Annotated in this window: 12 protein-coding genes; all 12 read right to left on the bottom strand. The window is 37.5% G+C overall.

What is annotated here, in order from left to right:
• Positions 1–93 precede the first annotated feature (93 nt).
• The 12 genes from MF646_RS11460 to ggt all read right to left on the bottom strand — a co-directional run bounded on the left by MF646_RS11460 (position 94) and on the right by ggt (position 13,596).
• Positions 94–570, bottom strand: coding sequence for a glutathione peroxidase (locus MF646_RS11460; RefSeq protein WP_250096632.1), 477 nt, complete (start codon positions 568–570; stop codon positions 94–96).
• Positions 571–636: 66 nt separating this feature from the next.
• Positions 637–1,353 (bottom strand): trehalose operon repressor, encoded by a 717-nt coding sequence (gene treR / locus MF646_RS11455; protein WP_250096631.1) that lies wholly within the window; start codon positions 1,351–1,353, stop codon positions 637–639.
• A 29-nt stretch (positions 1,354–1,382) separates the two neighbouring features.
• A complete protein-coding gene (gene treC / locus MF646_RS11450) occupies positions 1,383–3,059 on the bottom strand; it encodes an alpha,alpha-phosphotrehalase (RefSeq protein WP_250096630.1) in 1,677 nt (558 codons plus the stop codon).
• A 6-nt stretch (positions 3,060–3,065) separates the two neighbouring features.
• Positions 3,066–3,248 (bottom strand): alpha-amylase family glycosyl hydrolase, encoded by a 183-nt coding sequence (locus MF646_RS11445; RefSeq protein WP_250096629.1) that lies wholly within the window; start codon positions 3,246–3,248, stop codon positions 3,066–3,068.
• 147 nt (positions 3,249–3,395) lie between these two features.
• Positions 3,396–4,811: a PTS system trehalose-specific EIIBC component gene (treP, locus tag MF646_RS11440; protein ID WP_250096628.1), complete on the bottom strand. Its 1,416-nt coding sequence runs from the start codon at positions 4,809–4,811 to the stop codon at positions 3,396–3,398.
• A 221-nt stretch (positions 4,812–5,032) separates the two neighbouring features.
• Positions 5,033–6,346: a polysaccharide biosynthesis protein gene (locus MF646_RS11435; RefSeq protein WP_250096627.1), complete on the bottom strand. Its 1,314-nt coding sequence runs from the start codon at positions 6,344–6,346 to the stop codon at positions 5,033–5,035.
• Between the two features lie 165 nt (positions 6,347–6,511).
• Positions 6,512–7,813 carry an ATP-binding protein gene (locus tag MF646_RS11430; protein ID WP_250096626.1) on the bottom strand — a complete coding sequence of 434 codons (1,302 nt, stop codon included), beginning with the start codon at positions 7,811–7,813 and terminating at the stop codon, positions 6,512–6,514.
• Positions 7,814–8,047: 234 nt separating this feature from the next.
• Positions 8,048–9,400: an aspartate aminotransferase family protein gene (locus MF646_RS11425; protein WP_250096625.1), complete on the bottom strand. Its 1,353-nt coding sequence runs from the start codon at positions 9,398–9,400 to the stop codon at positions 8,048–8,050.
• 250 nt (positions 9,401–9,650) lie between these two features.
• Complete coding sequence (locus MF646_RS11420; RefSeq protein WP_250096624.1) at positions 9,651–10,658, bottom strand: Gfo/Idh/MocA family protein; 1,008 nt, start codon at positions 10,656–10,658, stop codon at positions 9,651–9,653.
• Positions 10,659–10,791: 133 nt separating this feature from the next.
• A complete protein-coding gene (locus MF646_RS11415; protein ID WP_250096623.1) occupies positions 10,792–11,325 on the bottom strand; it encodes a chromate transporter in 534 nt (177 codons plus the stop codon).
• Positions 11,326–11,901: a chromate transporter gene (locus MF646_RS11410; RefSeq protein ID WP_250096622.1), complete on the bottom strand. Its 576-nt coding sequence runs from the start codon at positions 11,899–11,901 to the stop codon at positions 11,326–11,328.
• Between the two features lie 45 nt (positions 11,902–11,946).
• Positions 11,947–13,596, bottom strand: coding sequence for a gamma-glutamyltransferase (ggt, locus tag MF646_RS11405; RefSeq protein WP_250096621.1), 1,650 nt, complete (start codon positions 13,594–13,596; stop codon positions 11,947–11,949).
• Positions 13,597–13,656: the final 60 nt, after the last annotated feature.

Genomic DNA, 13,656 nt, shown 5'->3' with positions numbered 1-13,656 from the left:
GCAAAGAGGCCTGACTATTCGAGAAACAATTGATCATAAGATGAATGAATATAAAAAAAGACATGCCATTGTTACAACGACATGTCTGCTTTATCAGTCTAATAATTTCTGGATATCTTCTTCAATTTTTTCCGGGACAACCGTAGGACCATAACGTTCAACCACTTTACCACCTTTATCCACTAGAAATTTAGTGAAATTCCACTTAATTTCCGAGCTCAAAAATCCCTTTTTTTCGGTTTTTAAAAATTTATAGAGCGGATGAGCTGCATTACCTTTGACATTAATTTTCGCAAATAAAGGGAACGTGACTCCAAAGTTTAGCTCGCAAGTTTCTTCCATTTGTTCATCACTAACAGGTTCTTGATTTAAAAACTCATTTGATGGGAATCCTAACACAGCTAACCCTTGATTTTTGTACTTTTGATGTAACTTTTCTAGTCCTCGAAACTGAGGAGCAAGTCCACATTTTGTAGCTGTATTAACAATTAACAAAACATTTCCCTTATAAGATTCAAGACTTACCTCTTCTCCACTAGACTTCAATACTGAAAAGTCATGAACACTCATCAAACCCCTCCTCATTTACGATCATTATACCGTAAATGAAAATAACAAACGAAGACTCTGCTCTTATTATCGTGTTCTTCTGGCAAAATCAACAAAACGAAATTTATCCGGGCGGTGCCGTGATTCCGTATATTGAAACATCGTTGCATCATCGAGGTAAACATGACTCTTAACAACAACAATCGTATCATACTCTTTCAAATCAAGAAGTTCCTTGTCTTCTTCTGTAGGCCTTTCAACTGTTATCTCTTTTTTAGCAAAACTTATCGTTAGGCCAAGCACCTGTTCAATATATGCATATAATGACTTTTCACATATATTTATTGTCAGACCTGGAACTAGGGATGTAAGGAGATAATCTTTATCTAAAATAATTCGCTCTTTATCAATTTCCCGAACACGTTTCACATTCCAAACATTGGTCGCTTCCTTCATCTGAAATTGTTCTTGCATATCCGCAGTCATCAGCTGTTCTTCTAAGCCTACAACATCCGTTTTGGCGCGTTTGCCCATTTTATCAGCAAGTTCTCGAAAACTCACAAGTCCAGAGATCGGAAAGTTAATTTTCGTTACATCTAAAACAACTGAGCCCTTCCCTTGCATCTTCTGAATATACCCATGTTCAGACAACAACTTTAATGCCTTTCGAATTGTTTCTCGTGACGCTTTAAAGCTTTCAGCTAGCTCATTTTCCGACGGAAGAAGTTCGTTTGCTTTTAAATCTCCATTTTCGATATGTCCTACTAACTCATCATAGATCATTTGAAATTTACTTTTAGTCATCTATACCACCTGCGTATAGTGTATCATGTTTACTTTGTGTAATAAACGAGTGACTCATAAGGTTTTAATTGTAGTCTAGGTTTTAGTTGTTGCTTCTCTTCATAATTTGAAAGAAGAAGCTCACAACTTGAAATCAAGTCAACCCACTCTTCAGGTACTTCAAACGTACCTTCCTTCCCGTAGAAATTATTAATAACGAGAACTTTTTCATTTCCTTGGACACGCTCATAAACGAATAGCTGAGGATCTTCCTCTAATAATAATCGGTAGTTACCAACTGTTAAGATATCATAGTCTTTACGTAATTGAATCAGTTTTTTGTAATGATAGAAGATCGATGATTCATCTGCTACAGCACGTTCGGCGTTAATTTCTTTATAATTTGCCGCTACTGGAATCCACGGCGTTCCCGTAGTGAAACCTGCATTTACTTCATCATTCCATTGTACAGGTGTTCTAGAATTGTCACGGGATTTGCGTTTAATAATCTCCATGATTTCTTCTTCGTTTAACCCTTTTTCTTTCATAATACGATAATAGTTTAATGTTTCAACATCACGGTAATCCTCTATAGACTCAAAACCGGGATCTGTCATACCAAACTCTTCACCTTGATAAATATATGGCGTACCTTGCATAAGATGGATCGTTGTAGCTAACATTTTCGCTGATTCGTTATGGTACGTTGTGTCATTTCCATAACGTGTAACCACTCTTGGCTGGTCGTGGTTACACCAAAATAGTGCATTCCAGCCTCCACCTTTGTTCATTTCAACTTGCCATTTTGTTAAAATTTGTTTTAAAGCAAGAAAATCAAAATCTGCTATCGCCCATTTTTCACCGTTAGGATAATCTACTTTTAGATGGTGAAAATTAAAGGTCATGCTTAATTCTTTGCGCGCAGGATTTGAGTACTTTATACAATGTTCAATAGATGTCGATGACATTTCTCCAACTGTCATACTATCGTACTTTGATAGGACTTCGTTGTTCATTTCTTGGAGATACTCATGAACTCTTGGACCGTCTGTATAAAATTTTCTTCCATCCCCTGGGGCAACACTTCCATCATCATTTGGAAACGATTGGTCTTTTGAGATTAAGTTAATAACGTCTAGACGGAAACCATCAATCCCTTTTTCAAACCAAAAATGCATCATATCATACACATGCTTGCGCAATGTTTCATTTTCCCAATTAAGGTCTGCTTGCGTAACATCAAATAGGTGCAAGTAGTATTGGCCTGTCTTCTCATCATACTCCCAAGCATTCCCGCCAAATTTCGATTGCCAATTCGTAGGCTCTGCACCTTCTACGGGGTCCTTCCATATATAAAAATCACGATATGGATTATCTTTTGACTTCTGTGACTCCTTAAACCAGTTATGTTCAGTAGATGTATGGTTAACAACAAGATCCATGATTAACTTCATTCCACGTTGGTGTGTTTCCTTTAGAAGTCGATCAAAATCGTCCATATTTCCATATTCCTCATGGATCGAATAATAATCAGCTATATCATATCCGTTATCCTTCTGAGGAGAGGCATAGACAGGTGTAAGCCATAATACGTCTACCCCTAGATCCCTTAAATAATCTAGCTTTTCAATAATTCCTTGTAAATCACCAACACCATTCCCAGTCGTATCGTTGAAACTTTTCGGATAAATTTGATATACAACTGACTTTCTCCACCATTCGTTCATACTAGTTCACCTTCCTAATCCCTGTAATAAAACTCTTGCTTCATACGGTTGTAACGTTATACGATTGCTTGGTTGTTTAGCAGCTTTAATAATACCTTGAAGATCACCTATTCCATCTCCATTGCTATCCATAAAGCTTCTCGGGTAAATTTGATAAACTACACTTTCCTTCCACCAAGGTCTTTCCACCTTAGAAAACCACCGTCCCCACTTGTATATACAAGAAAAGCCTAATTGTTATTCTAATATAAAACAAGGGAGCGATCAATATAAGTTGCATGCTGCCTCCCTTATACTAATCGTTCCCCTTTTTCACTTAATCACGTAAACAAACGTTTAATTAATTTCTTTCTTTCGCGTCTTTGCAAAAATAAATGTTAGAACCAATGGTACGACTACAGCAATAACCATACCAATTGCAAATGCAAGCCACTGTCCCGCTTGAATTGAGAAGATACCTGGCAAACCACCAACTCCTATGGAAGGCGCTAAAACAGAGTTAAACGTAATCCACATGGCTGCAATTGCCGAACCGATAATAGCGCAAATAAATGGGAAACGGTATCGTAAGTTCACACCAAACATTGCTGGTTCTGTAATTCCTAAGTAAGCTGAGATTGAAGATGTTAATGAAAGACCTTTTACCTTTTCATCTTTTAACACAAAGTACATAGCAAGTGCTGCTGACCCTTGTGCAATGTTAGAAAGAGCTACAATAGGCCACAAGAACGTTGCACCAATACTTCCAATCAACTGAAGATCGACTGCTAAGAACGTATGGTGCATACCAGTAATAACAAGCGGAGCATAAATCCCACCGTACAAAAGACCACCTAATATTGCGAAATTATCAAAAATCCCTACAAATAATGCTGTTATTCCATTACCAATTGCAAATGTAACAGGACCAATTGCAATAAATGCGATAAACCCCGTGACTAGTAAAGCAACCGGAGCTACTACTAGCAGTTGAAAACCGTCTGGAATTCGCTTTTTAAGTGCAATTTCTATTTTAGCTAGAACGAATGCTGCCACCAGAATTGGTAGAACTTGACCTTGATAACCGACTTTAGCTACATCAAGTCCAAATAAGTTCCAGTAAGGGATTTCACCAGCTTCCTGTGCCGCCCCATATACCCAAGCATTAAGGAGATCAGGATGCACAAGCATTAAACCTAATACAATACCGAGCAATTCATTACCACCAAATCGTTTCACTGCCGACCAACCAATTAAACCTGGTAAAAACACAAAAGCAGTATTAGCAATTAAGTGAATAATGTCAGCAACATCAGCCCACTGTGGAAACATTGCAACAACGGATTGTTCTGCAAATATCCCTTCAGCAGTTAAAATATTATTAATACCCATTAACAAACCGGCAGTTACAATAGCAGGTAAGATTGGAATAAAAATATCAGCAAGCGTTTTCACTGCCCGTTGCAATGGATTTAAGTTTTTCTCCGCAGCCTTCTTCGTTTCTTCTTTTGAAGCTTCCGTAATTTCTGCAAGAGATACAAGCTCTTTATAAACTTTATCAACTGTCCCTTGCCCAATTACCACTTGGAATTGACCACTCGTAGAAAATGAACCTCTTACTACATCAATGTTCTCTAGAGCTTTTTTATCTACCTTTTCTTCATCTACTAAAGCAAGGCGCAAGCGTGTAACACAATGGGTTGCTGACGCTATATTATCCTTACCACCTAGAGCAGCGAGTATTTGTTTCGCTGATTCTATAAAATCACTCATTTTTTATTTCCCCTTCCCTTGCGAGCGTTTTCATAAGTGCTACATGTACAAACTAACCAATCTTGTATATACAAGATTTGATCACGTTTTCATTCTAACTTGTATATACATATTAGTCAATGTTTCATTTCTATTTTGTAAGATTTCCTTATGAAAATGATTTATTCGGGATAAAACAAAGAGAAGCGACGACCACTCCTTGTGGACATCGCTCCTTCATTTCATATTTTTTTCAAGAAAATATTTACCTCAATCTTTTTACATATTGTTACGTAATGTAAGAAGGTGAGTAAAATTGCTCCCATATTCATTCCTAGAATAATTCCATCCATTTGAAAGCTTGGGTTAGAGCCTAAAACATACATCATGACAAAAGAAAATACCGTCGAATAGAGCGCATGAACAAAAGCATCCTTCACGAGTCCAAGACCAATTAAATAGGCTTGCATAGGTATAACAAAGAAATGAAATAAAAAATATGGGACTAATAATTGTAAATAACGGATTGCTGGTGAATTCTCAAAAAAGAGACTAGTCAATGGTTCAGCAAAGAAATAAAAAACTGCCACAGCAGGTATTCCATATACTGCTGTTAATAACATTACCTTCCTTAATAGCGATCTCAGTCTTGCTGTATCTCCCTTTGAGTACGCCTCAGATACAGTTGGTATTAAAACAATCAACAACGAATGAGCAATAAAAGCCGGAAAAAAACCAATCGTAAAAGCTACCCCCGCCATCTTCCCATACTGTACCATTGCAAGTGAATCAACCATTCCCGCTCTTACCAATGTTTCTTTAATAAAAAAAGGTTTCACTGCAAAAGTGGCCGCATGGAAAATACGTAGCCCAGTTGTCGGTATTGACACTTCCAGCAAACTTTTCCGTACTTTACTGCCTGAGAGGTCCGCCCTCGGTTCTCTTTTCAATACTCTCATTTGAATAAGAAAGGCAATAAACAAGAAGCTTAGTACAAGGAACTCACTGGCAATTAACGTACATAACGCTACTAACAAAGCTACTTCCGAGTCAAATGAGGTGAACATAAATAGGATCATTAATAAAATGAGTTGTCCCGCACGCCTTAGGAAATTGGCAAATGCGATCTTCCCCATCTTTTGTGCTCCCATGAAGTATCCTCTTGCTACAGAGGAAAACGCAATGATCGGAATTAGGCAGAGAAACAACCAAGGAACAAGTGGATGATACCGTTCAAACACAGGAATAATCGGCAGGATCCATAACGCTAATAATGAAAACACAACCGTACACACTGTTGCAAATTTTAACGCATGCATCAACATACTACGATGAAAAATTACATTTTGCTCAGCTACAAACTTAGAAATAGAAATAGGAAGTTCAAGACTTGCTATAACTACAATAAACAGCACTGTCGGCAAGATCGACATGTATAATCCAAGGCCTTCCTCTCCTAATTCCCTTGCCAACACCATATTAATCAAAAACTCTATACATTCACCTAGAAAAGCAGCAACAATTAACAGTAACGCACTTTTGAAAAAGATATTCATTGTTTCTCTCCCCCACATCCTGTCCATAAATTTATATGAGACAAGTCACTAAAATATGGTTGAGAAAAGCAAGATTCGTTGGAAATAAAATAAAAAAACCAAGCTTGTATAATTAAGCCCGGCTAGAAAGTACTAATTATTTTTCATGAAAAGTGGAATTTCAAACTAATCATTCTTTATTGATAATGCTGCGACTTCTAAGGACGACTTCGTACTTTGATTCATCGGCATTACGATTGTCACTTTCGTACCAACATTAACACGGCTTTCGTATCTTAGCGTCCCCCCCATCTCTTCAATAATTCTAAATGAAACCATGGTCCCAAGCCCTGTCCCTTTTTCTTTCGTTGAGTAAAAGAGAGTACCAATGTTAGCCAGTTGTTCTTGGCTCATTCCTTTTCCGTTATCTTCAATAGTAATTCTTACAACGGTTTGGTCCTCTTCGACCTTTACAGTAACTTGACCTTTTTCAGGCGTTGCTTCAATCGCATTTTTAATTAAATTAATTAATACTTGTTTAAATTGATTTTTATCACTACTAATTAACGTGTTCATTGTGCCTTCAATATTTAACTCTACATTTTCTTTAAGAGAATAAGGGGTTAAGAAACTAATAATTTCATGTAAAATCTGATTCACTTCAATCACTTGAATATTTTTAAATTGTGGTTTTGCAAAATTTAAATAATCGCTAATAATTTGCTCTGCTCGATTCATTTCATGCAATGCAATATTAAAGTATTCTTTTTTCTGTCCTTGTTCTTCTTTTTGCATTAATTGGAGAAAACCTTTCACTACTGTCAGGGGATTCCGAACTTCGTGGGCGATCGAAGCAGCCAGCTCACTAATAGCATTTAATTTTACAGCTCTTTGCATCTCCTCTTGTATGCGCTTTCTTTCTGTCAATTGTTCCAATAATAAGGTTGCAAACCCTACTGAAATAACAAGTGCACCAATAAAGACAAGTATGTAATAAATAAAATGACCTAATTGTCTATTTAAGTCTCCACTTAAATTTAAATAAATTGCTAATAGCGTTAATTGAGTAAGCGCAGGCCAAAAAACTAACATAATAGAAAATCTGACTCTTTCCCACTTATGCACAATTTGTTGATAGCGATTGGTGAATAAATGAAACATAAGAGAAGAAACAATAATGACGCCAAGTCCAATAAAAAGATGCTCTCCACCAATAATTGTTCTTGTTAAGAGTGTCACTCCACAAATAGCCCAACCTGCTTTATGACCCCCATATAAAAACGCAAGCATTAATAAAACATAACGTAAGTCCCAATGTAATCCTTGTTCTTTAAACGAGAAAACGATACATAAAATAGCTGCTACCCCTAATAAAACAACTAAGACGAATTTTGACTGTTTATCTTTTCTGTTATTTAAAAAAAGAGTAACAACCAAGATTGGCATCAAAACGATTAAAAGGTGTAACAGGAGTTTTTCTGCAATCATGTAAAGGCTCCCACCTTTTTTCCACTCACAGTGGATTCAATAATGTTACACCAATATTCGACATTCTCTCTGTTAATCCTTCAAAAAATTAGAAATTTTGTAAGTAAATAATCTTACATTCCCTTAACTTTAAAGAGAAGTCTTACAAACATCGGATAAACAATAAAAAAAGCCCTACTGTAATAATTCTAGCAGGGCGGCCTTCAACTAACTTCAAATATATCTATGCTCCTTTTACAAATTAAGCTTTACTGACTCTACAATTGTCTTAACAAGTAGCTTAACTTCTTCTTCGTTAATTATGAGAGGAGGAGCAATTGTTAGTACATTATTAAATCCGGCAACTGTAGCACCATTTTTCCCAATAATAACACCTTTCTCTTTACAGCTAGCAATGACTTTATTTACTAGTTGAACATCAATTGGTTCTTTAGTCTCTTTATCGTTTACTAGCTCAATTCCAATAAGCAATCCTTTGCCTCGAACGTCACCTACATTCGGGTGTGGTAATAATTCTTTTATTAGTTCTTCTAACATTTCTGCACCAACGACTTTGGCTCTCGTATATAACCCTTCTTTTTCCATAATTTCTAAATTCTTTAGCGCTAGTGCACATGCTGCAGGATTCCCTCCAAATGTGTTGACATGCCTAAAATAATCATACTCTTCGGATCCTTTAAACGCATCGTAGACTTCTTTTTTAACAGCCGTAACGGATAATGGTAAATATGCACTTGTTATCCCTTTTGCCATCGTAATAATATCTGGTTTTACACCATAGTTCATAAACCCAAATGGCTCCCCTGTACGCCCAAAGCCACAGATTACCTCATCGACAATCAATAAGGCCCCTTTTTCCTGGCACACTTCCTGTACGGACGTCAGGTAATCTTCAGGTGGGAGAAGAATACCTCCTCCAGTAATAATTGGTTCCATAATAACAGCTGCAACTGTTTCTGCTAGCTCCCAAACCATCATTTGCTCAATCGCTTTTACTTCTTCTCTTTCTCTCCCTGTCTTAGTCGAATCAACTGGAGATCGGTACGTATCAGGAGGCGCAACGTGAAGAAATCCTGTAGTCATCGGTTCATATTTATACTTCCTTTGCGCTTGGCCAGTAGCCGCCATTGCCCCCATCGTGTTTCCATGATAGGAACGATATCTTGAAATGATTTTATAACGGTTAGAGTCGCCTTTTTGCTGGTGATATTGACGGGCAATTTTAAAGGCAACTTCATTCGCCTCTGACCCGCTATTGGAATAAAAGATAACATAATCTCCACCAAGCAATTCATTTAACTTCTCTGCTAACTCAATAGCAGGGCCATGACTATGTGTTAGCGGGAAATAAGCAAGTTGCTTCATTTGTTCATAGGCCGCCTCTGCTAACTCTTCTCTTCCATAACCAACATTTACACACCATAGTCCAGACATCGCATCCAAGAAGCGTTTCCCTCCTTTATCTGTTACCCATACTCCTTTTGCCTCTTTTGCAATTAGTGTGTTAGTGGGATTATATGGCTTCATGGCATGCCAAACATACGCTTCATCCTTCTGCTGATAACTAGTTAACTCTGATTTTGACATAATACCTCCTCCTAACCTCTTCTACATTTTTATTTAGTCGATCTAGATTTTAGACACAAATTTTGATATGTTCAATGCTTTGACTTTACTGATTCACAATGAAAAGGGGTGTCTCAAAAGGTCTGTATTTGGCCTTTTGAGACACCCCGAAGCAATGAGCGGAGTCGCTACATCTTTTAAAACCCTTGAGAGAAGCGAACGGAGCAATTGCCTCCTCTGTTCCGGACTTTTTGGATAACCCCATCAAACATTACACTATCATTAATTTATTTTGCTGTAACGACTTTTGACATGCCTCAAGAACTTTCATATTAGCGATTATTTGTTCAACACTATAGACTGGTTTATTCCCTGACAAAACACAATTCGAGAAATGTTCAATTTGAAGAGCATACTGATCACCTTTTACCCATTCTTCACGTGTTTCACCGTTCTGATCTGTAATCAATATTTGACCATTCCCTTCTTGTATATCAGGTCTAAAAGCGGCCGGCACGTCTATTTTCCCCTTCGTACCTATCACTGTATATTGATTTTCATAAGGTTGCTGAAAACTGCAAGAAAAACTAGCCGTAATCCCTTCTTCAAAAGACAATAAACCTGCTGTTGTAAGATCAACACCAAAGTTAGCTGGAATATCACCAGAAGCAAACACTTGCTTCGGCTCTTTATCTAGAATGAACCGACTGGCATGTATACAATAGCAACCAACATCGTAAAGACTCCCTCCACCTAATTCTGGGTTTAAACGTATATTCTGTGCTTCATTTTCTAAATTCATAGAATAAGAAAATGATGATCGCATAAGATTAACGTCACCAATAGCCCCACTCTCAATCAACTCCTTCACACGTTGGTGCTGAGGGTGAAATTGGTACATGAACGCTTCCATGAATAAAACATTGTTCCTCTTACATGCTTCAACCATATACTTAACCTCTTCAACTGTTATCGCTGCCGGCTTTTCACAAAGTACATGCTTCCCTTTCTCAGCCGCTTTCGTAACCCACGTTACATGAAGATTGTTTGGCAATGGGATATAGACTGCCTCAATTTCATCATCGTCTAATAACTCATCGTAGCTTCCATACTTCTTAGGAATGTCAAACAACGTCCCAAATTCCTCTGCCTTTTTTATATCACTGCTACTAGCAACGGCAATGACCTCCGCATTATTCGCTCTTTTTATAGCTGGGATAATGGCCTTCCTCGCAATACCTGCAGTACCTAAAATCCCCCATTTTATGGTTTTATTCATTTTCCTAACTCCCTTTTCACTAAAGTAACTGTCCCTATATTATTCAAGACAATACGAAAAAAACCTTTTTATGTAAATTAATGTCACTAAAAAATAGGAGAGGTCACAGCACCTCTCCCTAACAATGTCTAAATTAAAAACTTAAAAAGATAGCTCCATATCCTAAGCCACCAACGATGACAAAAGCAGGATGAACCTTCCATTTCTCTAATAGTAAGAATCCAGCAATTATTAAAAAGAGCGTATGCCAAATTCCCGCTCCAACGTATGAACTTTCCAAGAAGCGATACGTCAAAACCCCCAATAATATGGCAATAGTCGGACGTACAAGTGCTGTCATATTTTTAACTTTTGGAGAGTCTTTAAATTTATACAAAAGCCCTAAAAGAGCAATCATTAAAATTAATGATGGCGCAACCGTTGCGAAGACTCCAACAACAGCTCCAAACACTCCGCCAACCTCATACCCAATATAGCCAGCCATTTTTGTAGCGATTGGCCCTGGCAACGCATTACCTAAAGCCAGTACCTCACTAAATTCCTCGACGGTCATCCATTGATACTTCGCCACTACTTCATATTCAACTAACGGAATAGATGCTGGGCCACCACCATAACCGAGTATTCCTGGAATGAAAAAAGCTAGAAACAGCTCCCAATATATCATTTAATTCGCCCCTTTCTGCTTTTCTATTTCTTCATTTTTCTGCTTATTAGGCTTTAACAATGCATAAGCGAGTAAAAGGGCAATAACGATTCCTGGATGAACATGTACTAATTCGATTAATAAAAAACTAACCAAAAGAAGAGTAATGCTAATTTTCCAACCGAGACCCTGATTTGACTTTTTAAAGAAGTCCCAAGTGAGAACCGCCATCATCACTACAACAATCGGGATTACACCCCTTGTCATTCCAGCAACCCAAGGTTGATCTTTAAAAGTGGTCAATGTCGTTAATAATACGATCATCATCAAAATGGATGGTACTATTGATGAAAGCACTGCATTAATCATTCCTAATACTCCAGCAACACGATAACCAATATATCCAGCCATTTTCGTGTTAATTGGACCTGGTAACGTATTCCCTAAAGCTAATACATCACTAAACTCGTCATCGTTCATCCACTTAAACGTTGTAACTACTTCTTTATGTACAAGCGGAATTGCAGATGGACCACCACCGAATCCTAAAATACCTGATCTAAAAAATGCAATAAAAAGATTTATATGAGTTTTCAACTGACTCCCACCTTAAACAAAAAATATCTATCTCTGAGAATGATTTTAATAACCAAGAGCCAAACCATCCCCCCTTGGGTCTGCTCCACCTCGTTTTACGTTATGTTCATCTATAAGGATCGCACCTGCATGCCCCATAACATCAGTAAATTCCTCCACTACTTCTATATCATGCCCAAGACTTTCAAGAGCTTGAATGACTTCACTTGGCACTCTTGATTCAATTTTTAGGTTATTCGAACTAGCTCCCCATGTTCGACCATATAACCATCGCGGTGCTTCAATCGCTGCTTGAACATCAAATCGATAATCAAGAATTCTTGTAACCAATGCTGCTTGCGTTTGAGGCTGCCCCTCTCCTCCCATCGTTCCATAAACAAGATAAGGTGCGTTCTCTTTTAGAAGCATTGCTGGATTTAACGTATGGAATGTTCTTTTGTTAGGCTCTAATGAGTTCACATTGTTTTCATCTAATGAGAAAAAGCTTCCTCTATTTTGCAGAAGTATACCTGTTTGTTTTGGAATAATTCCAGAGCCAAAATCATGATAGATACTTTGAATAAATGAAACAGCATTTCCCTCTTTGTCGACGACCCCAAACCAAACTGTGTCTCCTTTTGGGTCTAACTTTTTTTCCATTTCTTTGGAGAAGTTGCTATTAATTTGGTGAGCAAGCTCCATCCCATGTGATTTTGATAACAAATCATCTAGAGGAATATCAACAAAATCAGGATCTGTTAACCATTGATCTCGATCTTTGAATGCTAGTTTCGTAGCTTCAATTAGCAAATGATAATATTCTTTTGATCCTTCTTCAATTGTGGAGAAGTCAAAGTTATTTAATATATTCAAAATCGATAATGATGCCATCCCTTGTGTATTTGGAGGCAAATTATACGCAGTATATCCTTTATAAGCAACGCTAATGGGATCGACCCAATTTGAACGGTGCTTTTTAAAGTCATTAAGGGTTAACAAACCACCATTTGCTTGCAGATCATCAACAATCTTCCTTGCAATCTCTCCCTCGTAAAACGCTTTGCTCCCTTCAGAAGCGATCAGTTCTAATGTGTTAGCCAAGTCTGGTTGTTTCAGTACTTCCCCTTTTTTATATAAAGATCCATCAGGTTTGAGGAATGTCTTTTTAAACTCATCAAATCGATGCAAGTACCTAAATTCGCTATCTTCTTCGTTTATGTTCACTTTCGTCCAGTGCTCTTGACTATGTGTGACTGCAAATCCATTCTTTGCATAAGAAATCGCCGCTCGTAGTAATTCTTTCCAAGAATATGTACAACTGAGGTGATCTTTAGCATAACGATAGGCTTCACCCCATCCAGCAACAGCACCCGGCACTGTATTTGCGGACAAATAACCACGAGAAGGTATTTTATTATATCCTTTTTCTTTATAAAAAGAGATTGATGCATTTTCCCCTGAACGCCCACTGCTATTAAGAGCTTTTACTTTGTTTGTTTTCGCATTGTAAATCAACCAAAAATTATCACCGCCAATGCTATTCATATGCGGATAAACGATGGAAATAGTTGATGCTGCTGCAATGGCTGCTTCAATTGCATTTCCTCCATTTTGCAGGACGTTCATTCCCGCTTGGGATGCTAAGTAGTGAGGGGTTGTAATCATTCCATTTGGTCCCATTGTCGTTGCTCGATAAGCTTGATCATTCTTGCTCATAATTTACCACCCTTCCTCTCCATTACCATTATAATATCTTTTGTAAATTATTTTAAGGAC

It is taken from the genome of Halalkalibacter alkaliphilus (assembly GCF_023555415.1).
GTDB classification, from domain to species: Bacteria; Bacillota; Bacilli; order Bacillales; family Bacillaceae_D; genus Halalkalibacter; species Halalkalibacter alkaliphilus.
The sequence above is the reverse complement of the archived record's forward strand: the minus strand, read 5'-3'. Positions and strand labels throughout refer to the sequence as shown.